The 21,955-nt window shown below is 46.6% G+C and carries 18 protein-coding genes and 1 pseudogene; 11 read left to right on the forward strand and 8 right to left on the reverse strand.

Annotation, left to right across the window (positions count from 1 at the left end; translation table 11 throughout):
* Positions 1-296: 296 nt before the first annotated feature.
* Positions 297-2,777 carry a PKD domain-containing protein gene (locus GLV81_RS03335; protein ID WP_157476865.1) on the forward strand — a complete coding sequence of 827 codons (2,481 nt, stop codon included), beginning with the start codon at positions 297-299 and terminating at the stop codon, positions 2,775-2,777.
* 94 nt (positions 2,778-2,871) lie between these two features.
* Here GLV81_RS03335 and GLV81_RS03340 read toward each other — a convergent pair whose 3' ends face one another.
* A complete protein-coding gene (locus tag GLV81_RS03340; RefSeq protein ID WP_157476867.1) occupies positions 2,872-4,032 on the reverse strand; it encodes a histidine decarboxylase in 1,161 nt (386 codons plus the stop codon).
* Positions 4,033-4,180: 148 nt separating this feature from the next.
* On the opposite strand from GLV81_RS03340, the gene GLV81_RS03345 reads away from it, so the two are divergent.
* Positions 4,181-4,651 carry an Lrp/AsnC family transcriptional regulator gene (locus GLV81_RS03345; RefSeq protein ID WP_157476869.1) on the forward strand — a complete coding sequence of 157 codons (471 nt, stop codon included), beginning with the start codon at positions 4,181-4,183 and terminating at the stop codon, positions 4,649-4,651.
* A 4-nt stretch (positions 4,652-4,655) separates the two neighbouring features.
* Here GLV81_RS03345 and GLV81_RS03350 read toward each other — a convergent pair whose 3' ends face one another.
* Positions 4,656-5,315: a carbonic anhydrase gene (locus GLV81_RS03350; protein WP_157476871.1), complete on the reverse strand. Its 660-nt coding sequence runs from the start codon at positions 5,313-5,315 to the stop codon at positions 4,656-4,658.
* A 162-nt stretch (positions 5,316-5,477) separates the two neighbouring features.
* Here GLV81_RS03350 and GLV81_RS03355 point away from each other — a divergent pair, with 162 nt between their 5' ends.
* From GLV81_RS03355 to GLV81_RS03385, 7 genes are all read left to right on the forward strand, one after another.
* Positions 5,478-6,194 (forward strand): 3-ketoacyl-ACP reductase, encoded by a 717-nt coding sequence (locus GLV81_RS03355; RefSeq protein ID WP_157476873.1) that lies wholly within the window; start codon positions 5,478-5,480, stop codon positions 6,192-6,194.
* A gap of 465 nt (positions 6,195-6,659) precedes the next feature.
* Positions 6,660-7,106 (forward strand): hypothetical protein, encoded by a 447-nt coding sequence (locus GLV81_RS03360; protein ID WP_157476875.1) that lies wholly within the window; start codon positions 6,660-6,662, stop codon positions 7,104-7,106.
* 72 nt (positions 7,107-7,178) lie between these two features.
* Complete coding sequence (locus GLV81_RS03365; protein WP_157476877.1) at positions 7,179-8,651, forward strand: RtcB family protein; 1,473 nt, start codon at positions 7,179-7,181, stop codon at positions 8,649-8,651.
* 280 nt (positions 8,652-8,931) lie between these two features.
* Positions 8,932-9,606 carry a hypothetical protein gene (locus GLV81_RS03370; RefSeq protein ID WP_157476879.1) on the forward strand — a complete coding sequence of 225 codons (675 nt, stop codon included), beginning with the start codon at positions 8,932-8,934 and terminating at the stop codon, positions 9,604-9,606.
* Positions 9,581-10,036, forward strand: coding sequence for a T9SS type A sorting domain-containing protein (locus GLV81_RS03375; RefSeq protein WP_157476882.1), 456 nt, complete (start codon positions 9,581-9,583; stop codon positions 10,034-10,036). Before GLV81_RS03370 ends, GLV81_RS03375 begins: the two co-directional genes overlap by 26 nt.
* A gap of 275 nt (positions 10,037-10,311) precedes the next feature.
* Complete coding sequence (locus GLV81_RS03380; RefSeq protein WP_157476884.1) at positions 10,312-10,911, forward strand: carboxypeptidase regulatory-like domain-containing protein; 600 nt, start codon at positions 10,312-10,314, stop codon at positions 10,909-10,911.
* Positions 10,890-13,097: an outer membrane beta-barrel protein gene (locus GLV81_RS03385; RefSeq protein ID WP_157476887.1), complete on the forward strand. Its 2,208-nt coding sequence runs from the start codon at positions 10,890-10,892 to the stop codon at positions 13,095-13,097. The genes GLV81_RS03380 and GLV81_RS03385 overlap by 22 nt, the downstream gene beginning before the upstream one ends.
* A gap of 25 nt (positions 13,098-13,122) precedes the next feature.
* Here the strand turns inward: GLV81_RS03385 and GLV81_RS03390 are convergent, their stop codons facing one another.
* From GLV81_RS03390 to GLV81_RS03400, 3 genes are read right to left on the reverse strand one after another with little or no spacing between them, the layout of a single operon-like run.
* Complete coding sequence (locus GLV81_RS03390; RefSeq protein ID WP_157476889.1) at positions 13,123-13,800, reverse strand: hypothetical protein; 678 nt, start codon at positions 13,798-13,800, stop codon at positions 13,123-13,125.
* 58 nt (positions 13,801-13,858) lie between these two features.
* Positions 13,859-14,467, reverse strand: a complete 609-nt coding sequence (locus tag GLV81_RS03395) for a class I SAM-dependent methyltransferase (RefSeq protein ID WP_157476891.1) — start codon at positions 14,465-14,467, stop codon at positions 13,859-13,861.
* Positions 14,464-14,853, reverse strand: a complete 390-nt coding sequence (locus tag GLV81_RS03400) for a protease inhibitor I42 family protein (protein WP_157476893.1) — start codon at positions 14,851-14,853, stop codon at positions 14,464-14,466. The genes GLV81_RS03395 and GLV81_RS03400 overlap by 4 nt, the downstream gene beginning before the upstream one ends.
* Before the next feature lie 94 nt (positions 14,854-14,947).
* Here GLV81_RS03400 and GLV81_RS03405 point away from each other — a divergent pair, with 94 nt between their 5' ends.
* Positions 14,948-17,053 (forward strand): MGH1-like glycoside hydrolase domain-containing protein, encoded by a 2,106-nt coding sequence (locus GLV81_RS03405; RefSeq protein WP_246186214.1) that lies wholly within the window; start codon positions 14,948-14,950, stop codon positions 17,051-17,053.
* Between the two features lie 180 nt (positions 17,054-17,233).
* Complete coding sequence (locus GLV81_RS19865) at positions 17,234-17,578, forward strand: fibrinogen-related protein (protein ID WP_246186215.1); 345 nt, start codon at positions 17,234-17,236, stop codon at positions 17,576-17,578.
* An 87-nt stretch (positions 17,579-17,665) separates the two neighbouring features.
* Here the strand turns inward: GLV81_RS19865 and GLV81_RS03410 are convergent, their stop codons facing one another.
* The 3 genes and pseudogenes from GLV81_RS03410 to GLV81_RS21655 all read right to left on the reverse strand — a co-directional run bounded on the left by GLV81_RS03410 (position 17,666) and on the right by GLV81_RS21655 (position 21,952).
* Positions 17,666-20,281, reverse strand: coding sequence for a TonB-dependent receptor domain-containing protein (locus tag GLV81_RS03410; RefSeq protein WP_246186216.1), 2,616 nt, complete (start codon positions 20,279-20,281; stop codon positions 17,666-17,668).
* 12 nt (positions 20,282-20,293) lie between these two features.
* On the reverse strand, positions 20,294-20,683 hold the full coding sequence (locus tag GLV81_RS03415) for an HYC_CC_PP family protein (RefSeq protein WP_157476895.1): 390 nt from the start codon (positions 20,681-20,683) through the stop codon (positions 20,294-20,296).
* A 103-nt stretch (positions 20,684-20,786) separates the two neighbouring features.
* A pseudogene (locus GLV81_RS21655) lies at positions 20,787-21,952 on the reverse strand (trans-sulfuration enzyme family protein).
* Positions 21,953-21,955 lie beyond the last annotated feature (3 nt).

Genomic DNA, 21,955 nt, shown 5'->3' on the forward strand with positions numbered 1-21,955 from the left:
AATTATCATTTTCCCTTGGGGCTCTCATCACCAGTACAAAGCCCAACACTCGTTCCGGTGCCTGTGGGCTTCGCTGCGCTACGGCCCAGGCAGCCCTTCAGCAATTGTGCAGGCTTCTACATAGCCTCCAACTCTCTGAGCTATGTACTGGTTTAGCTGGACTGTTGCAAATACATCCACCATCATTGCCCCATCATCTTTTTCATCGACCTAAATTCCCGTTTCGGGTTCCTCCGTTTTTCCGACTGCTGTTTTTACGTACATTAGGTGTGCTGCGCTGAAAGAAAACCATCCTAATGACCAAGCACTGTATGGCAACGTTTCGTTGTACATTTTCCCTATTGTGGAGCAACAGCTTGCGCTGGTTGCTGTGCTGTATTGGCTTGCTTATTCAGCTGTTGTTAATTGCCCAGTCTTGCCCGCCCAATATCGATTTTGAAAAAGGAACCCTGGAAGGATGGCGCTGCTACACTGGTTTTGTACTTGATCAGGGTGGAGTTAATGTGTTTGATTTAACGGAATCGCCGGCACCGGAGCCGGGCCGGCACACCATCATTCCGGCGGCGGGTGCAGGTGTAGATCCGTTTGGCAATTTTCCGATGCGGAGCCCCAACGGCAGCGATTATTGTGTGAGGCTGGGCAACAATACCGGCGGCGGGCAAGGCGAAGCCATTACGTATGAATTCACCATTCCGGCCAACAGAAATACCTACAGTTTGCTGTACTACTATGCCGTGGTGTTTGAGGGGCCCAACCACGAAGAGCAACAGCAACCCCGCATGGAAATTGAAGTGCAAAATCTTACCAAGGGCGAAAAAATTGAGTGTGCCTCATTTGCTTTCATTCCTTTTGGCACCACATTGCCCGGTTTTTTTGAATCGCCTGTGGCACAGAGCACCGCTCCTGTTTATTGTAAAAACTGGACACCTGTTACCATCAATCTCGATGGCAATGCCGGCAGCACCATACGCCTCACATTCCGCACCGGTGATTGCACCTTTCGCCGGCATTTTGGCTACGCCTATATTGATGTAGCATCCGATTGCAGTGGTGAGTTTACGGGGGCTTCTTTTTGTGCCAAAGACCCGGACGTGACCGTGTCGGCGCCTTTTGGTTTTAAATCTTATACCTGGTTCAATGCGGATATGACGCAACAAATTGGCACCGGACAATCCATTACTCTCCGGCCGCCACCGCCACCCGGCACCGTGTTGCAAGTAAGGCTCGAACCTTTTGAAGGATTTGGTTGTCCGCAAACACTCACCGCCCGGTTAGAAGACAACCTGAATTTTGCAGCTGCAGCCGGACCCGATACTTTGTCCTGCAATCTGGCTCCGGTACGCTTGGGCGAACCAGCCCGCCCGGGTTTGTTGTATCAATGGAATCCACCGGACGGATTATCAAATGCAGCTGCTGCAAACCCCATTGCTACACCGGGCTCCACCACCCAATACATACTCATTGTGAGCAGTCCTGGAGGTGGCTGCGTAAGTGCCGATACTGTAAAAGTAACGGCCAGTAATCTGGGCAATAGTTTGCGGGTGCTGGGTAAGACACAATATTGCATTGGCAGTGGCGATAGTGCCGTGCTGGAGGTGAGCAATGCATTGCAAATTCAATGGTATAAAAACGGTGTTGTGTTGACGGGAGAAAATACACAACGATACAGGGCCACTACTTCGGGTTTATACCGGGCATTTTTGCAAGATGAGTTTGGCTGCAGTGCTACCACCCCCGATGAGGTAATTGATATTGCCAGCATTCCCAAGGCAGCATTTGCTGTGGCCAATGCTGCGCAATGTTTAATAGGTAACCAGTTTGTATTTACGAACAACAGCAGCAATGCGGTAGGTGCCATGCGCTACCGTTGGGAGTATGGCAATGCAGCTACTGCATCCACTGCCAATGTGAGCTACAGCTATCCTGCTGCAGGTACCTATCAGGTAAAATTGGTGGTGAATAGTAATGATGTATGTGCGGATAGTACTGAGGCAACGGTAACGGTGTACCCCAATCCTGTGCCGCTGTTTGATGCTGCCACTACTTGCATTGGGCTGCCTTTTGTGCCGGTCAATCAAACCAATGAAAATATTGGTTCGCCCATTACCTACAGTTGGCGCTATGGCAATGTGCCTGAGTCGGATAAACGGACTCCGGATGCCAAAGTGTTTGCCAATAGTGGCACCTACAGTATTTCATTGTCTGTAAGTAGTGCGCAGTGCCCCACGCCGGTACAAACGCTTACAAAAAATGTACTGGTAGAAAGACCCGCTACACCACAACGCTACACCACTGCTTTTGCCATACGCAATGTGCCACTGCAGTTGGAAGCTCGCAACATTGGTGCTACCGCACTGTGGCAGCCAGCGTTGATGCTCAACAATGCCAATACTTACAAACCTGTATTTACTGGTGCTATTGATCAGGATTATACCATTTTGCTCACCAGTGTGGGTGGCTGCAAAACGGTAGACAGTATGCTGGTACAAATTGTAGCGCAGGCCAATATTGAAGTGCCCAATGCATTCACACCCAACGCCGATGGTCGCAATGATTTTTTGCGTCCCGTACCCATGGGCGTTGCTACCATCAAATACTTCCGCATATTCAGCCGCTGGGGCGAGTTGCTGTTTGAATCGCAAAACAGCAAGCCCGGTTGGGATGGCACACACCGCGGTATGCCCATGCCTGCACAAACGGTAGTGTGGATGGTAGAAGGCATTGGCCTTGATGGAAAAATCATTACGAAGAAAGGAACGAGTGTGTTGATACGGTAGCGGATGTATTTAACCACCAAGGCACGAAGCGTACACGAAGACACTAAGTGATTTTCTTAATCTCCCTTCGTGTCTTTGTGGTTCAAAACACTTCTTAGTTCGCATGTAATAACGGAGTTGTATGTATGCCGGGCGTTTGCAAGTCGTTGCGCAGGTCATCTATAAAAGCATCAATTTGTGCTTTGGTAACACCGGGCATACAAATAATGTGGCTCCATTCGCCGTCTGTAGCCAGCTGCCATTGCATCCGTAGTTTTTCTGATGGTGCTTCAAACACGACGGTGATAGCACCTTCGTTGAGCCATGCATGTATGCCCAGTGCTTGCAGTTGTTGCAACGTGTAATCTGCTAATTCCAGGCTGGCCAAAGCTCTCTGGCGCATGCCTTCTTTGCCCAGTTTGCGTAAGGCATACCATAAAAAAATCGGGCTATGGCCGTTGCGGCTTCCAGTGATGGTGGTATCTACCGTGCCGATATATGGGATAGCTTTGCCGATGCGTTCTTTGTAATTCTTTTTTACCAATACCACACCGCAAGGAATGGGGACACCCAAAAACTTGTGACCACTAATGGCGATGCTATCGGCACCTGCAGCAAAATCGAATGGTTTACCGGTGCCCAGCAATGCTGCATACATACCCGCCAGTGCAGCATCGGCATGTATGTAGTGGCTCTTGATGGCCAACTGTTTTAAAATGCCTTTGATCTGCGGAATATCATCAATGGCTTCCGTCATGGTAGTGCCGATATTGGCAATGATGATGGCTGGTTTATCCCGATGCTGCATCAGCATTTGTTGTAAATCGTCATAATCGATTTCTCCATTTTCTTGCTGGCGAATTACAATGCTACGCAGGTTGAGCAGCTGAATGTTTTTCTGTACGCTGTAGTGGGTGGCTTCGGAATAATATACGATGCCGTCGGGATACAACTCACGGCTCAGGTACAAACTGTACAGGTTGCCTTCGGAGCCGCCGTTGGTAACATAGCCCCACCAGTTTTGTGCGGGTGCCTGAAAAAGCTGTGCAAAAAAGCTCAGCACTTCCCGTTCAAACATGCGGGAGTTAATTTGGCTGGTAGAACCTACCATGGGGTCACCAATATTGTTGAGCCGGTAGCGGAGCAACGGGTAGAGTTCTGAATAATCAATGTCGGTAGCGGATGGGTAACCAATGAAATGTTCACTGCGTTCTTGCATGCGTTCGGTAAAATGATTGAGGCATGCCCGGTCTTGCTCACTTAAATCGTATGTCATGGTATTGCTTGTTGCGGGCAAATCTATTTTCGCAGACAATATTTATGGCTGATGTTCATCATCGCAGCAAATTATGCTGAATGTCATGGTTTGCTCAGTAGTTTATTGCGGATCTTTGCCATTATACAATACCGAACAGAAAAAAGTGATGGGCGTAAAATTGGATCAGATAGACATTGCGATGCTAAACTTGCTGCAGCAGGATGCATCGCTGGGGGTGAAGGAAATTGCTGCCCGGGTAGGGCTAAGTCAGTCACCCACTTTTGAGCGGCTGAAAAAACTGAAGCAGGAAGGCTATATCAAAAAAATAGTAGCCTTGGTCGACAACAAGAAGCTCGACAAAAACCTGGTGGCCATTTGCATGATTACACTCAAGGAGCAAGGCATTGAAACCAAGCAAAACTTTGAGGCGCAAACAGCTCAAATGCCGGAAGTGATGGAAGTGCTTTGTGTATCGGGTGGTTGGGATTACATTTTGAAAGTGGCTACCAAAGACATGCCTTCGTTTCATCATTTCATCAGCAACCGGCTGGCGCCGATTCAGCACATTGCCAACATCAACAGCAACTTTATCTTGAATGAAGTAAAGTACGATACGGCTTTTTTAATAGAGCCCTGATGTTTTATTCACTCGGCTCTTGCATCATGCCACTGCCGAGATCGTATATCTGGCGTATTTCTGAAAGGATACTTTCGAAGTCGATATGCAAATCGATGAGTTCACCGCTGTGCAAATCAAACACCCAACCATGTACCGATGGAAAGCCTTGTTGCAAATAGGCTTTTTGCAATGCCGCCGTTTTAATCACGTTGATGCATTGCTCTTGCACGTTTAGTTCTACAAGGCGTTTGTATTTTTCTTCTTCATCCGCAATGGCATTCAGTTCTTCTTTGTGCAATCGGTACACGTCCCGGATATTGCGCAGCCATGGGTTGAGTATGCCCATGTCTTTTGCTTGCATGGCCGCCTTTACGCCACCGCAATTGTAATGTCCACATACTACCACATGCTTTACCCGCAAATGTTTAATCGCATAGTCGATGACGGCGGCAGAGTTGGGGTCGGTGCTGGGAATGATGTTGCCCACATTGCGGTGCACAAACATTTCGCCCGGGTGAATGCCCGTCATTTCTTCGGCCGATACGCGGCTATCGCTACAGCCGATGTATAAAATTTCCGGCGACTGGCTTTGGGCGAGTTGTTCAAAAAAATGTTGGTCACCTGCTTTTTTGCTGGCGGCCCAGCGGCGGTTGTTGTCAAATATTTGGTCGTAAAAATTCATGTTGTTGTATTGGGCTTTCGCAAGACGTCGTTTGCGGTTGTAAAAATACGTATGCCCGTTGTTGTGGCATCATGTCTGTCCTGATGGTAGCTGGCGACAAAATGCGTATCTCGAAAATACACAGCGATGAATGGCTGTACCTTTGCACTCTAAATTTTTATTATGGAGTCTTTACAAAATAAAGTGACGTTGGTAACGGGTGCCAGCAAAGGAATTGGTAAAGCCATTGCGGTAGCTTTGGCTGCAGAAGGAGCACATGTAGGTTTGATTGCCCGTGGAGAAGCCGACCTGAAAAAACTGGCCGATGAAATAAGTGCCAAAGGTGTGAAAGTAGCGTATGCCACTGCCGACATGAGTGACCGCACTGCAGTAGAAGCGGCTGTGCAAAGTATTACAGCAACATTGGGTAACATCAACATTCTCATCAACAATGCGGGTACCGGTAAGTTTGGAAAATTTTTGGAACTGCAGCCTGATGAGTGGGAGCAACAAATAAAGGTGAATTTGTTTGGGGTGTACTACTGCACCAGGGCAGTGTTGCCGCAAATGATTGAGCAACAATCTGGCGATATCATCAACGTATCATCAACTGCGGGAAAAAATGGGGCAGCAGTTACCAGTGCTTACAGTGCGTCTAAGTTTGGGGTGTTTGGGTTGTCTGAAAGTTTGATGCAGGAAGTAAGAAAGCAAAACATTCGGGTAACTACATTGGCGCCCAGCACCATTGTAACAGACTTGGCGTACAGTGCTAATCTTATAACGGGTGATGCAGAAAGAGTAATGCATCCGGAAGACTTTGCAGAGCTGGTGATTGCACAGTTGAAACTCAACCGGAGAATGCTGGTAAAAGAAACTACTGTGTTTTCTACCAATCCATAAGCAACTATCACTAGCAGGTATTGCTGCTGAAAAAATAGTTGAGCAAAAATTTGGATGGAATGTGCATGAATACACAACTTTGCGCAGCAATAAAAAATAAAAGATTACATCAAGTGCTACAACAATTCAAACATATCAACGCGGAAAGCCCTTTGTGCATAGGGGTTTGCGGGATGTTATCATATTTCAGGTAAGCGCTGCCTGTGTAGGAAAACCCCGCAACATGCGGGGTTTTTTTATGGCTTTATTGTAGCAAATAAAGGAATGCCTATGCGATGCCAGCAATTAGTGCATAACAGCAAGCAAGTGACACTTTGTATACAACAGTGGCTATTGCTTACATCATTCATCATCACCTCCACGTGGTAATGCGGTAAAGGTTTGCCCATACCCAACGCCCCGTGGATATTCATCACCACGGGGCGTTTGCTTTTGCAGCGGTCTGTACAAAAGCAGGAGGAATCTATGCTTCAATTTTTGTGGCGAAGAAGGATCAGTACACTGTCCTCTTTGCTGAGCCAACAGTATCTCGATAGCCGGGCTGTATTCATGTACCTGTGTAACGATTTGCCCAGTGTGGCGGTCATCACCCAACTCAATGGTAGCGATGCTTTCAGCATGCTGAAAGAGGTAGAAAACTGGAACATACAACGGGCGTGGCAGCACAGCCATTTTGATGCGGATACCAAAGAATTGTGTTTCAATATCACCTTAATCAAATTGTTTGACAATCGGATGATTGAGATTGGCCCTAACTATGTAGAGCTGTTGTACAGCCCACAACATCAGGCTTGGGCAAAGCAATTGGTGCAACAACTGGCTGCTTTGCAACAACCCGCTGCTGAAATGTCTATTGCCTTGGCTCAACCTGTAACTGTGTTAGGTTTTGCCCGACGTTTTCAAGAAAACTAACGCTGGGGGTAATTGCTTTCAGCGTTGATTACCGCTTCGGCGGAAACAAATTTTAACTTTAATAACTATTGTATGAAATCGAACATCATTACAGCCAAATCATTGCGGGCCATGGGTTTTCCTGAGAGCCCCGTGATTCCTGTAGTATTGGAGGCCGTGAAAAAACATTTGAAACACACTGCATCCGCCGACATCGAGGCACAATTAAAAGCCTTGTTGCAAGCACCCGAAAACTTTTACAACGATTCTGTATTTGCGACGGCTGCTCAGAAGCTGAAACCACCCGTAGAAGACACTACTACAGGTGGTGATATCAGCCTGAACAGTACCGGTATTTCATTTGCTATTTACGGTGCCAGTGGTATTGAGGCAGGAGCGATGCATCAGATGTATACAGCGGCTAAGTTGCCCGTGGCAGTTGCCGGTGCATTGATGCCCGATGCGCATCAGGGCTATGGATTGCCGATTGGTGGCGTATTGGCCACTAACAATGCAGTGATACCCTACGGTGTAGGTGTAGACATTGGTTGCAGAATGTGCCTGAGTATTTTTGATATTGTGCCAACTGAGTTGGTACAGCGGGAAAATTTCTTTACCCGGGAATTGCTGGAAGCCACCTTGTTTGGCAGCGGGGCGCAGTTTAAGCAGCCTGCCAATCATGCGGTGATGGATAGCGATGTATTTGATGCATTACCATTGCTGAAAAGCCTGAAAGACAGGGCTTGGCGACAGTTGGGAAGCAGCGGAAGCGGCAACCACTTTGCAGAGTTTGGTGCTGTGCACATTGTAGATGCAGATACTTTGCCGGGTGTTCCTGCCGGAACGTATATCGGATTGCTGACGCACAGTGGCTCGAGAGCTTTGGGGGCCAACATTGCGGCACATTATACCAAACTGGCTAAGCAACTGCGCCGGTTGCCGGGCGACGCAGCCAATCTGGCCTGGTTAACTTTGGATGAAGAAGCCGGTGCAGAATACTGGATGGCAATGAATCTGGCTGGTGATTATGCATCGGCATGTCACCATATTATTCACGCTAAAGTAGCCAGGCAGCTGGGCCGCAGGCCTTTGACCATGATAGAAAACCACCACAATTTTGCGTGGAAAGAAACGTGGAACGGGCAAGAAGTGATTGTGCACAGAAAGGGGGCAACACCTGCAGCAGCCGGGGTATTGGGCATCATTCCAGGCAGCATGACCGCTCCCGGCTATATTGTAAAAGGCCGGGGAGAAATGGCGTCTGTTAATTCAGCTTCGCATGGCGCAGGAAGGCTGATGAGCAGAAGCAAGGCTATGCAAAACATTACCCACGAAGCCATGAAAGCCGAGCTGAAAAAGCACGGCGTGAAGTTGCTGGGTGGTGGTTTGGATGAAGCGCCATTTGCTTACAAAGACATCCAAGCTGTCATGCAGGAGCAAACCTCGTTGGTAGACATTATCGGTTCGTTTCAACCTAAGATTGTGCAAATGTGTGGCGATGCACAAAGAGGTTGGCGAAGAGGCCCGAGGGAAAAATGGCACAATGATTTTGTAGAAGGCGAATAAAGAAATCCCGGACAACTGGTCCGGGATTTTGCATATACGTATGATTGTTACTTTATTATTTACCACCAAACACTGGCAGATAGCAGCCAGCTAAATGATGAAGATGCAGAAACGCCATTGTATAAAGCCGTGCCATTAACAATTTGAATATGCTGCTATACTTTGATGCTCGAATTGGATCCATTTTTTGCTGCATTCAGAATTATAAAATATTTTATCATTTACTTATATAACTGGTTATTAATGAGAAGAGGTAGGTAATGGTCGGCAATGCAAACGTTTGCAAACAATTGAAGAATATTCTATATACACAAAATTATTTATATGTCTACATTCGCAACTTCTCCTTAAAACATTCAAAACCCTATTGGGCATGATTTTACGTAAGTATGTCATGCAGCCCTTCTACGTATGTATGGCTGCATGTTTATTGGGCAACATGGCTGCAAGTGCAGCAACCGCCAATTTTAATGATGTGTTCGGCACTACCTGTACCACTTGTACAGAAGAACAGGCATCCATCACAACAACCACTGAGTTGGGAGGGAGTCAATACCGATTCACTTCCCAAATTCCAGGCGATTTACAGTTTTCGGGCAACAACGTGAACGGTGTACTAACTTATTATGCGCCAGGCAATGTGTTGGTCACTAAGTATGGAATCGTTTCACGACTATTTAAGAGTGCTGGAGCCGTCATTGGTTTTTATTTCTGGGAAACCAATAATACATATGCAACAGGCACAGGTGCTGCATACTTTTTTGTAAGAAATACACAAGAAGCCAATGTGGCTAACAACACAGCTTACAACACTTCATCGGATCCTGTGGATGCACAGTTAAATGATGCTCTTGTTTTGCCATTTAATAGCATTCAATTGCAGGTAAGCAAGTCTGCATTTGGTGCTCAGTTGAGCTGGAAAGTATTTAGTGATAAAGCTTGCTGCACGTTATGATGTTGAGCGTAGCGCTGATGGTACTGTATTTGAAAAGCTGACCTCAGTTGGCGGCATTACTTTGCAGTACAATGATGCTACCCCACAAACCAAAACCATGTTTTACAGAGTGCGAATGATTGATACGCAAGGCAAGCAGATTATATCAAATGCTGTAGCAATTCGCCACAATGTATCACGCCAGCCGGTGCAGGTTTATCCCAACCCGGCAAAAGGAACGTTGTACTACAGTATTGAAGCTGCAGGATTGTATCAGGTGGTATTGGCCGATAACAGGGGCAGAATACTGAGAAGTGAAACAGTACAAGCAGGTAATGGCGGACTGCAATCTTCAATTGAAAGAAAACAACTGCCTGCCGGTGTGTACATGTTGCGCATTTCCGGTAATAATGGCGCCGTTGTCCATACATCGAAAGTGGTGTTTGAATAACAAGTACTTTCTCTTTCGAAAAACGGTCGCATCCAGTTGGAGCGGCCGTTTTATTTTTTTGACCTGCTTGCTGGTAAGCGGTAATTTTATCAGGAGGCTACAGGACACTTTTCCGGCTAAGCTGTCGCATTTTTAAAGTAGATGGTTAATAATTGTTAATGAAAGTCGAATTGCCGATGGAAACCTGTTCAACAGGCGTCATGATTGGGTGACTCTCCGAAACATCGGACAACCATTTACCTTATCTGCAAACCAACTCCGGCCTGGCCGGCTTTATGAAAATATTCTCACTCCTCACCATTGCCTGTCTTTTTTCTTTCTTGGCTATTGCTCAACCATCGGTTGCTGTAAAAGGCTTTGTGGTAGATAGTGCCGGCAACCTGCTATCCAATGCTTCCATCAAAGTGAAGTTTGCTAAAGACAGTTTGTTTACCCAAACCAAAAAAGACGGCAGTTTCCATTTTCGGCTGCAGGGTACTTCGCAATTTGATATGCTGATAACCATGGTGGGTTTTGCAGCGCATCAAAAAAAATACAGCATCACTGCTGGTGATACTGCATTGGCACTGGGGCGCATTTTATTACTGCCAAACGATATGGAACTGGAAGGCGTGGTAGTGGTAGCACAAACGCCTGTAAAAGTGATGGAAGACACCACCCAATATGCGGTGAGTGCTTTCAAAGTGAGAGAAGGAGCCATGGCAGAAGAAGTGATTAAAAAGTTGCCGGGTTTAGAAGTGGATAAAGATGGCAACATTACCAGCCAGGGCAAACCGGTAAAACGCATTCGTGTAAACGGGAAAGACTTTTTGGTGGTGATGTACAAACAGCCACACAAAATCTGCCTGCGGAAGTGCTGGAGAATATCCAGATAATCGAGGACTACGGTGATCAGGCCAACCTCACAGGTATTAAAACCGGAGAGCCCGAAACCATCATCAACATCAATACAAGAAAAGATAAAAACCGCGGCAAGTTTGGTTCGTTGAGTGCTGGTGTAGGTACCCGTGACAGATACATGGCCGGCCTTATGTATAATATTTTCGATGTTGAGCAGCAGATTAGTTTGCTCGGCTCATTCAACAATACCAATGTAGCTACGTTCAACTTTAATGGTGGCGGCCGGGGCGGTGGTGCCCGTGCTGGTAATCTTGGTGGCGCTGAGCGGGGTGGCTTTGGTGGCAACGGCCTTACGCAGGCCATATCTGGCGGTATCAACTACCGCGATAAATGGAACGAGAAAATGAGTGTTGATGGAAGCTACAGTGTAAACTGGAGCAGCAATGAAACCACTAGCGAAAACCAAAGTCAGGATATCAATCCGCTGATCAATCGCATTACAAAAAGCAACCGGGTGAGTGAATCGAGCAACAGCAACCATCGGTTTACCTTCAACTTCGATTACCGGATGGATTCGGTGAATTTTCTGAAAATCACGCCTTACTTTTCTTATTCCCACAATGAAGGTCAAAACCAAAGCAACAGTCAGCTTCGGCGAAACAAATATTACACATACAATGTGGGCAGAAGCGATAACAAAAGCTATGCACCCAACTACGGCGGCACGGTTTTGTTCAACCATAAATTCAATCAGCGGTCACGCAATTTGAGCATTTCGTTGAGCACCAACTTTAGTGCCCGTACTCAAGCAGGCAATACCCTCAACAATTATCGCAACATTGACTCTGGTTATGTGCCGCCCAGCATCCGCGATACCATTCAACAACAGCAAAGCGAAACGCTGAGCGACAACCTGACTTCCAATGCCAGAGTATCTTACACAGAACCCCTCGACAATAAGCGCAACAAGTTTTTAGAAATGAGCTACGAGTGGAACCGCTCTGCCAACTACAGCGACCGCAATGTGTTTGATGTGCTGCAAACCAGTAAAGACCCTTTGCCCAACATCAATCAAAGCAACGAGTTGAATTATCAGTTTACCACACACCGCACCGCACTTACTTTCAAAGGTATGTATGCCAAATACAATTACCTGGTAGGTATTGTAGCGCAGCCAAGTTTACTCAATGGTGAATCAGTAGAAAAAAATATCCGCATCAATTACCGCAACATGAACTGGTTGCCTTCGGCACGTTTTGCGTACAACATTGGCAAAGACCACACCATCAACATGAATGTGGGTGGCCGTAGCAGGGAGCCAAGTTTTAATCAGCTGCAACCCATTAGTGATAGCAGCAACCTCAACAATATTGTAAAGGGTAATCCCGATTTGAATGCCGAAACCACGTACAACCTCAGCATTCGTTACAACAAGTCGGATCGTAAAACCGGCAAGGTGCTGTTTGCCAATTTTAACTACGACATTACCGATGATAAAATTGTGAGTGCCCGTTTCAATAATGTAAGTGGAACAGGAAGAACCACAACGTATATGAATACGGATGGCTTTTACAGAATTGCTGCCAATGGCTCATTTACACAGCCATTCAAAAAGCGCATTTTTAGTGTAACGACTAAGCTCGACATGAGCTATGATAACAATATTTCTTTCACAGATAGTTTTCAAAACAAAGGGCAGAACTGGAACCTGCGCCCGGGCCTCATTTTCAGGCTCGACATTCCGGAAGTAATTGACCTGAATTTTGATGGCGGATTTACCTATTACAAAACCACTACGAGGTACAGTACATACACCACCAATAATGAAGCCCGTACCTACCGCATAGGAGTGAGCGGCAAACATTTCTTTTTCAAAGACCTGACAATCGGGTACGATTTGTATAAAAATTTCAACTCCGGTTTTGGGAGTGTGGGTGCTGTCAATCCGTTTATCATCAACACGTATGCCGAGTATCGTTTCCTGAAAGGAAAAGTAGCTACGGTGCGTTTTCAGGCCTATGATTTGCTGGATCAAAACACAGGTATCAATCGCATCATCAACGAAACAACCATTACGGATAGTCGTACCAACAGGCTTAGCCGTTTCTTCTTTCTAACTTTCAGCTATAGGCTCATGAAATTTGCAGCAGGTGCCAAAAAAGCGCCACAGCGGCCCGCTGCCCCAAGACCTGCCGCCGGTAAGCCTGCAGGTAGTCAATAGCCTTATAGCGCTTTTGTATGGCTGCTTACGGTACTATTGTGTAGGTACGCAAGCTGGTCTCATCATCGGTGTTGATGGTGGGCTGTGTAGGTATTACAATGTTTACTTTGGAGCGATTGTAAATGCGGCCAATGCCTGCGGCGTAGTAAGTATTAATGTCTGTAACAGGAGTGATAGCCAGTGGCAAACCGGGGATGGTAATATTGCCCATCACTGTTTTAATGTGTATCACTTTTTCGTAGGCTTTACCATTAACTGTGTACGAAATATTGCTGGCTTGAACTGTGTTGGTGAGTTTTACCGTAGTGCTGCCAACCGCAGGAATTGTAATGGTTACGTTTTGCTCCCAACTGGCACCAGCACTCAGGTTGTCTTTCAAATACAGCAATTCTAATTGTTGATTGAGTGCTTCAAAATTTGCCAGCTGATAGTAATCGCTGCCGCTTTTGGCGAAATACACATTGGCACCAGCAGTACTGCTTACTACCCGGTACGTACGACCATTGAAACTGCTGTCTTTGCTGGTAGCTGTCAATGTAAAACTGCCTGTAGCACTGCTGATATTATTCTTGGTATCGTAGGTCCATGTACTGCCTGCCTTGGCGGGTTGAAAATCACTCGTTGCCGGCGCAGGAGTTGTTTCTTTATTGCACTGGGCCGCCAACAGTGGCAGTGTGAGCAAGAGGAACAAAGCATTTTTCATAATCGAGGTTTGAGGATGTATTGCAATAAATGTACCACGAAGCCTGCAGGTAATTTGTTTATGTGGAACCTGTTTTTTGAAGCAGCAATGTCGCCATACTTCTTTGCCCTAAAACCAATGTGCTTTTTACAGGTTCTGTTAATTGAAAACCGGTTTGCTGTAAAATGGCATCGAGCATAGATTGATGCAGTACATAACGCCAGCTACCATCGGGCAGCAGCATGGGTTGTGTTGCGGTTTCAGGCAGTTCATTTTCCATACCAAAGTTGGAGGCCATGCGAATGAACAGTGTGCCCCCGGTTTTCAGCACCCTGTGTAATGACTGCATCATCTTCATGAAGTCGGCGTCGCTTTCAGCAAAATGCAAAACGGCACTGCAAATAATGTGGTCAAAACTTTCCGGCGCAAAGGGCATGTGATTGATGGAGCATTGATGTACATGCTTCAACATCGGCAGTTGTGCAAGCAATTGTTGTAACGCTTCTGCATTGTCGTCGATTGCGGTTACTTCAAAACCATGCTGCACAAACCAAGGCAGGTTACGACCGCCGCCACAGCCTGCATCCAGTAGCTGTTGGCCGGGCACATACCGTCCTTTGAAAATCTGATCAATCAGGTAGATGTCTGTATGCCGCAGCAAATCAATGTCGGTCATTTGTGCACTCATTTTTCTACAATGATGCGCAGCAGTTTCTCCACTGCCGCTTCATTTTGATAAGGACTTTTGTACACAAAACGAATGCTGTCGGTACCCACAGCACTGGCTTTAAAAAACCACAATTGTTGCTCAGGCTGGCCCGGCATGGTGGCGGCTTCACCTATTTGCGATCGGGTGAATTTTACATTGGCAGCCGTTTTGCTCATGCTCCATACATAGTCTTTACGGTTGGGTACCCACAGCTCTACCAAAAAGTTGTCGCCTTTGCTGATGGTTACACTGGTATCGTTGCCGGTGAATTTCACTACTGCGGCAACGGTTTTTTGTGCATTGGTTTGCTGGCCAAAGCCAAGCAGCACAAGCAACAATATTAATATTGAATTGTACTTCTTCATGGTTAAATGATTACAGGTTAAAAGTAAGTGTGAACCCTTAATTTCATCGCTTAACGATTGCCTGCACTCTTTTATTGAACACAAGTGCCGGATTATGACTGCTGAATTACAACGCCTGAAAGTAAATGCCACCAGCCGTGTGCCCCTCGAACAATGGGGGCCATACGTAAGCGACCGCCAGTGGGGTACCGTAAGGGAAGACTATAGCGCCAATGGCGATGCGTGGAATTATCTGCCCTTCAGCCAATCGCATTATCGTGCCTACAAGTGGGGTGAAGATGGAATTGCAGGTATCTGCGATTATTTTCAAAACCTCTGCTTTGGTGTGGCCATGTGGAATGGCAAAGATGAGGTGTTGAAAGAACGATTGTTTGGCCTCGGCAACAGCGAAGGCAACCATGGCGAGGATGTAAAAGAACTTTACTATTACCTCGATAATACACCTACGCATGTGTACATGCAAATGCTGTACAAGTATCCGCAGCAGGCATTTCCGTACAAGCAATTGGTAGAAGAAAACAAACGCCGCGGCAAGCTGGAAACAGAATATGAATTGCTCGACACCGGTGTGTTCGACAACGATGAATATTTTGATGTATGTATCACCTATGCCAAGTACAGCAAAACAGACATCGGTATAAAAATTGCGGTCACTAACCGGGCTGCAAAAGCAGCACCGTTTACATTGTTGCCCACGTTATGGTTTTACAATCGGGAGTCGAACAAACGCCTGGCGCAGCAACCACTTATTGAATGGATGAATGATGGTGTAGTAAAGGCTTCGCATCAACGGCAGGGCACGTATTATTTATATTTTCAAAAAACGGATGACTATTTATTTACCGACAACGTCACCAATATGCAGAAGGTGAGTGGAACGCCCAATGATTCCATTTTTACCAAAGATGCCTTTCATGATGCGGTGATAAAGGGTAGCAACAAAGACGCATTGCGCAGCAGAAAAAAGGGTACCAAGTTTGCACCGGTGTATCAGGCAACTATTGCGGCGGGTGCTACCAAAGTGTATCACCTGCGTTTGAGTAATCAATTGCAAACCGATCCGTTTGAAGGCAATGCAGAACGCATTTTTCAAAAGCGCCAGCGGGAAGCCGATGAATTTTACAACAGTATTTTTCCTGCGAATGCCAGTGCTGATTGGAAAAACATTCAACGGCAGGCACTGGCTGGATTGCTCTGGAGCAAGCAGTTTTATCATTTTGATGTTGAACGTTGGCTCAATAGCAACGATGGTATTAGCCCAACGCATGCCAGTAGAAAAACCGGTCGCAACAACGACTGGAAACACCTGAAAAATCAGGACATTATTTTGATGCCCGATAAATGGGAGTATCCTTGGTATGCCGCATGGGACCTGGCTTTTCATTGTATCAGCATGGCGATAGTCGATCCGGTGTTTGCCAAGCACCAACTGCAATTACTAATGCGGGAATGGTACATGAAACCTGACGGACAACTGCCGGCATACGAATGGAATTTCAGCGATGTGAATCCACCGGTACATGCATTTGCAGCGTTACAGGTGTACAATATTGAAAAGCAAAAAACGGGGAAGGGCGATATTGATTTTCTCAAGAAAATCTTTCACAAACTCATCATCAATTTTACCTGGTGGATTAATCGTAAGGATACGAACGGGAATAACATTTTCGAAGGCGGCTTTTTAGGGCTCGATAATATTGGTGTGTTCAACAGAAGTATCCAGCTCAGTCATGATGCCCGTTTAGACCAGGCAGATGGAACCAGCTGGATGGGCATGTATGCCTTAAACATGATGGACATTGCGTTGGAAATAGCCAAAGCCGACAGCAGTTTTGAAGACAGTGCTACCAAGTTTTTTGAGCATTTTGTATTGATAGCAGAAGCTTTGAATGAACTGGGATTGTGGTGTCCTGAAGACAAATTTTTCTACGATGTTTTGACCCGTCCCGGTGCAGAGCCATTGCTGATGCGCATTCAATCGGTGGTAGGTTTGTCTTCTTTGTTTGCAGTTTCCATCATCGATAAAAAAACGATGCAATTGCTGCCGGATTTTACACGCCGTACCAATTGGTTTGAGAAATACCGCAAACGCAATGGTAAGTATTGGCCCAATGAAGAGAAGGCAGAAGATGAAAAAATTCTGGTGTCACTCATTGCCAAAGAACGCTTGCTGGCATTGATAGAACGCATCGATCAATGAAGCAGAATTTTTATCGGAAGGCGGCATTCGTGCCTTGTCGAAATACCATAAAAATCATCCGTACTCAGTTAATATTGATGGGAACAATTACAGCATTCAGTACGACCCCGGCGATAGTACATCCGACTTTTTTGGTGGCAACAGCAACTGGCGTGGACCTGTGTGGTTGCCTATTAATTTTTGCTGATACAATCCGTAAAAAAGTATGGCGAGTTTTATGGCGATAGTTTGCAAATGGAATATCCGAAAGGTTCCGGAGTGCAAATGAATTTGCAGCAAATTGCGGCTGAGTTGTCGAAGCGGGTAATTAGTTTGTTTGAGCTCGATGATAAAAAACACCGCAAGCTGCATGCAGAATACAACTGGTTTTACAGCAAGCCCGAAAACCAACAGCTCATTTTATTCTACGAGTATTTTCATGGCGATACCGGCCGTGGATTGGGTGCTAATCATCAAACCGGTTGGACAGCATTGGTGGCGGAATTGATGAGTGAATTGGCGGGAAAGGGTGAGGGGAATAGTTAATTAGTTGATTGGTTAATTGGGAGAGAAGTGTGTTGAATATAAAAGGCGCTGTTGTTGTTGATGCAACAGCGCCTTTATTTTTTCAACTTACTTGATTTTGAAACGGAAACCTGCGTAAATCATGCGGCCGGTGATAGGGCCCCAAATCAGCGAAGCATCGAAGTAGCTGCCAAACGGATTCATGGGGTCGACAATGGCATTCTGCTGAAAATAGTTGCCCAGGTTTTCGCCGCCAAGGTAAATTTCCAACGGTTTTTTACCCGACAGTGTTTTGCTGATTTGCGCATTCATCAGCACATAATCTGGCGACTGAGTAGGTTGCACCAATGCGCTTGGGTTACTGGCGGTAGAAGGAATGCGTTTGCTGCTGTTGTAGTTGATGGTGAAGTCAAATTTCCAACCATTCTTTTCATACGCCAGATTGGCAAATGCACGGTGGCGGCTCAGCAATGGCTTTTCGAGCAGCTTGCCATCATAGGTACTTTTTACATCAAACAAACGGTAGGCCAATCGTACATCAAACTTGTAGAGGGGCGAAAAATTCAACTCTGTCTGGAAGCTGTTGGAGTATGATTTGCCATCCAGATTGTAAAAGCTTGTTTTGCGTGGGTCTTCCATGTCTACCACTACCTGTTGGGTAAAATCGTTGCGGAAGAAATCGATACCCAACGATGCATCGCGGCTAAACAGTTTGAACTTCTGATCAATGCTGATGCCTTTGTTCCAGGCCACTTCAGGGTTGAGGCCGTAGGCTTTACCGTTTTGCGTACCCAGTATTTCAAACTGGCGGGCACTTACCAACACAGCGGTGTTTTCTGCAATGATGTTGGCGGTGCGCTGACCACGACCCACACTCAGCCGCACAGTGGTATTGCTGAAGGGCTGATAACGCAGATGCACACGGGGCGTAGCAAACCAACCAAACAAACTATTGTGGTCGGCACGAATACCGGCTACCACACTAAACTTGGTGAGGTATTCGTACGTGTATTCGAAGAAGGCGCCGGGTACGGCTTCTGTTCGCTGAAAGTGTTGCGCATTCAGGGTTTCATGATACTTGTCGTGCACATAACTCAAACCCGTTCTGAACTTGTGGTTGGTGTTGTTGATGATGGATTGATAAATAAGGTTGGCATAAAAGTTTTGTTGCTTGGCATTGTAAGTAGTGGTGCCAAAGTAGCTGTCCTGTTTGTGATCGAAGCCTGAGAGTTGCAAGCCAATGCTTTGGTATTTTTTCTCCGGAAATACATAGCCGATTTTAGCAAAGCCTTCGTAGCGGTCGGTATTAAAACCCAAGCCATACATGTGGGTAGAACCACGGTGCGGATTGGCTTTGAAATTCATATCGCCACCCACTTTTCTATCGGTGAGTACTTTGGCGCCAAACTGTGTCATCCAGCCATTGGTGCCTTCATATTTCCAGCGGTTGAGTGCGGTAAACAAATTGCCCGTAGGTAAGTCACGATACATGTCTTTGTTGAAGTCCATGTTGTTGTACAAGAAGGCATCATGCAACAGCAATTCGGTGCTCCATTGCTTACCTACTTTCTGTGCCAGGTTCAGGTTGATGTCTGTTTTGCCCATGCTGTTGACGTACACATTCGCATAGAGTTTTTCCGCCGTTTCGGGCTTCTTCATTTCTACGTTGATTCGCCCCGCAATGCTTTCAAAACCATTGGCCACACTGCCTGCACCCTTGGTGAGCTGAATGCTTTCTACCCAAGTGCCGGGTATGTAGTTGAGGCCCATCGGCGTAGCCAAACCTCTTGGCCCCGGCAGGTTTTCAACAGTTAACTGTGTATAGTTGCCACTCAGGCCAAGCAGTTGAATTTGCTTGCTGCCCGTTACGGCATCAGTAAAAGAAACATCCACCGATGGGTTGGTTTCAAAGCTTTCGCTGAGGTTGCAACAAGCGGCCTTGTACAATTCTTTTTCAGTCATTACTTGTGTACGAAAAGCATTGGTGGTGCTGATGTACAACGACCGCTGGCGGGCTGTTACTTTCACCTCTTGCAGCGTGCCGTTTTTGGCCATTACCACCATCACAGCTTCTTGCGGATTGATGGCAATGGTATCTGATTTAAAACCTGTGTAGCTGATAACGATTTGATCGGCACCGCTATGCTGATGCAGTGAAAATACTCCCTGCTCATTCGTAACTGTACCTTGTGTGGTACCCAGCCATTGCACAGAAGCACCTTGTAAAGGTTTGAAAGCGCCTTTGTCATTTTCTTCCAGCACCACACCCTGAATGAGCGGGCCATTGCTGCTCCCGTTCATCAGTGCTTCGCCGCTGCCATCGCGGTAGTGGCAGCAAGCAGGCAAGTCTTCATACACAGCATTGTTGGCTTTCTTTTCGCCAATGTCGTGGCCTACTGCTACGATGCGGTTTTCAATTTTATCCAGCGTGGTGCTCTTGGGGTTGAAAGTGAGTTTCAGTAGCTTGGTTTCGGCACTCCATTCAGCAAAGCTGACCCCCTTGCCTTTGGCGGCTTTTTCAATACGGTCTTTACACATTACGCAAAGGCCTTGTACGGTAATGCTTACGGTTGTATCTGCAGTTTGCGCCAGGCTTTTGCCTGCAAACAACAGTACCAATACAAAAGAAAAAATATAACGGAAATAAGTTTGTGTTTTCATAATACTTAGTTCAATGATGAATAACAGAAATACCCGCTGCTCCAATAGGAGAGCGGTTGGCATAATGAACGGGTATTAATTTCTGAAAACACAGTTGGCCAGATAGAGCGGCACTGAGTGTAAGGGTGGCGAACCACGAATAGCAGCGTTGGTAGGCTCGTGGCTATTGTACACCGGAACGGTAACTGTAGCAAAATACTGTTCTACAAACGCTACCGGTACTTCGGGCACCGCTACAGTATGTGCCGAGCCTTGATTGTCGTCGGTGTCAATGCTGACCTGATCGTCGATACAGCAGCCGGGCATGGTTTTCTTCATGCCATGCTTGCAGCCCTTTTCGGATTGCTTTTCGTAACCGATGGACATACCCGCTACTTTGCCACAGCAATAATGCAGGTGTACCGACATGCCGGAAACCGACAGCCCGTACAAACTCAGGAGCAATATGGTGAGTAGCTTTTTCAACAAGGCAAAAGTAGGCAGGCTTTTAGCAAACCACCAAGCAATACCTGCTCAATGGCTGTTTTCATTCCTTTTTTAGGAAGATATTGGGTAATGCTTCAAGTAATTACGCAAGCTTATCCAGCGATTGCACAATGTCGCCCAAAATATCATCGATGTGCTCCAGACCAACGCTGATGCGGATGAGCCCCTTGCTGATGCCCACTGACATGCGTTCTTCTTCGGTGAGTTTGCTGTGCGTAGTGCTGGCCGGATGGCTGGCAATACTGCGGGTATCGCCCAGGTTGCTGGTGAGGGTAAGCATTTGCAAATTGTTCATGAATTGAATACCGGCCTCCAGTCCGCCTTTCAATTCAAACACCACAATGCCACCGCCTCGGCACATTTGTTTTTTGGCAATGGCATAATGCGGATGGCTGGGCAGTGTTGGATATTTTACCCAATTGATGGCAGGATGTTGTTCCAGCTTAGCGGCGAGTATTTCGGCATTGTCGCAATGGCGCTGCATACGCACATCCAACGTTTCCAAACTTTTGCTGAGTATCCATGCATTAAACGGCGACATACTGGGGCCGGTTTGGCGGCAAAACAAATACACTTCCCGCACCAGTTCTTTTTGCCCACCACAATGCCGCCGAGCACACGGCCTTGTCCTTCCATCCATTTGGTGGCAGAGTGAATCACCAAATCGGCACCATACTGAATAGGTGTTTGCAACAATGGCGTGGCAAAACAGTTGTCTACCACGAGCATGATGTTATGCTGTTTGCACAAAGCACCTATCCATTCCAGATCGTACACATCGAGACCGGGGTTGGTGGGCGTTTCGAGGTACATCATTTTGGTGTTGGGCTTGATGGCGGCCGCTACGGATTCTTTGCTGCTGAAATCGGCGTAGCTGTACTGGATGCCCCAGCGCCCCATGTATTTGGTAAGGATGGTATGGGTGCTGCCAAACACAGCCGGGCTGCTCACAATGTGATCGCCGCTGCTCAAAAAAGTCATGAATGTGCCAAAGATGGCAGCCATACCGGTAGCGGTGGCAAAGCCGTCTTCCGCCCCTTCAAGGGCACACACTTTATCAATAAACTCCCGAACGGTGGGGTTGATAAAACGGCTGTAAATATTGTGGTCGTTTTTTTCCTCAAAGGCACCCTGCATGTCTTCTGCCGTATCAAACTGAAAGCTGCTGGTGAGGAACAACGGAGTGCTGTGTTCCATTTCATCTGTCAGCGGATTTTGAATGCGGATGGCTTTTGTTTGCGGATGCATGAT

The sequence above is a fragment of the Phnomibacter ginsenosidimutans genome, from assembly GCF_009740285.1.
Taxonomy (GTDB): Bacteria; Bacteroidota; Bacteroidia; order Chitinophagales; family Chitinophagaceae; genus Phnomibacter; species Phnomibacter ginsenosidimutans.

Bases quoted from the DNA above. Each gene is read 5' to 3' on its own strand.
- GLV81_RS03400 (WP_157476893.1), bottom strand. From the start codon at position 14,853: ATGAAGAAGTACAATTCAATATTAATATTGTTGCTTGTGCTGCTTGGC.
- GLV81_RS03360 (WP_157476875.1), top strand. From the start codon at position 6,660: ATGCTTCAATTTTTGTGGCGAAGAAGGATCAGTACACTGTCCTCTTTG.
- GLV81_RS03350 (WP_157476871.1), bottom strand. From the start codon at position 5,315: ATGAATTTTTACGACCAAATATTTGACAACAACCGCCGCTGGGCCGCC.
- GLV81_RS03390 (WP_157476889.1), bottom strand. From the start codon at position 13,800: ATGAAAAATGCTTTGTTCCTCTTGCTCACACTGCCACTGTTGGCGGCC.
- GLV81_RS03335 (WP_157476865.1), top strand. From the start codon at position 297: ATGACCAAGCACTGTATGGCAACGTTTCGTTGTACATTTTCCCTATTG.
- GLV81_RS03365 (WP_157476877.1), top strand. From the start codon at position 7,179: ATGAAATCGAACATCATTACAGCCAAATCATTGCGGGCCATGGGTTTT.
- GLV81_RS03395 (WP_157476891.1), bottom strand. From the start codon at position 14,467: ATGAGTGCACAAATGACCGACATTGATTTGCTGCGGCATACAGACATC.
- GLV81_RS03410 (WP_246186216.1), bottom strand. From the start codon at position 20,281: ATGCCAACCGCTCTCCTATTGGAGCAGCGGGTATTTCTGTTATTCATC.
- GLV81_RS03340 (WP_157476867.1), bottom strand. From the start codon at position 4,032: ATGACATACGATTTAAGTGAGCAAGACCGGGCATGCCTCAATCATTTT.
- GLV81_RS03405 (WP_246186214.1), top strand. From the start codon at position 14,948: ATGACTGCTGAATTACAACGCCTGAAAGTAAATGCCACCAGCCGTGTG.
- GLV81_RS03355 (WP_157476873.1), top strand. From the start codon at position 5,478: ATGGAGTCTTTACAAAATAAAGTGACGTTGGTAACGGGTGCCAGCAAA.
- GLV81_RS03345 (WP_157476869.1), top strand. From the start codon at position 4,181: ATGGGCGTAAAATTGGATCAGATAGACATTGCGATGCTAAACTTGCTG.
- GLV81_RS03380 (WP_157476884.1), top strand. From the start codon at position 10,312: ATGAAAATATTCTCACTCCTCACCATTGCCTGTCTTTTTTCTTTCTTG.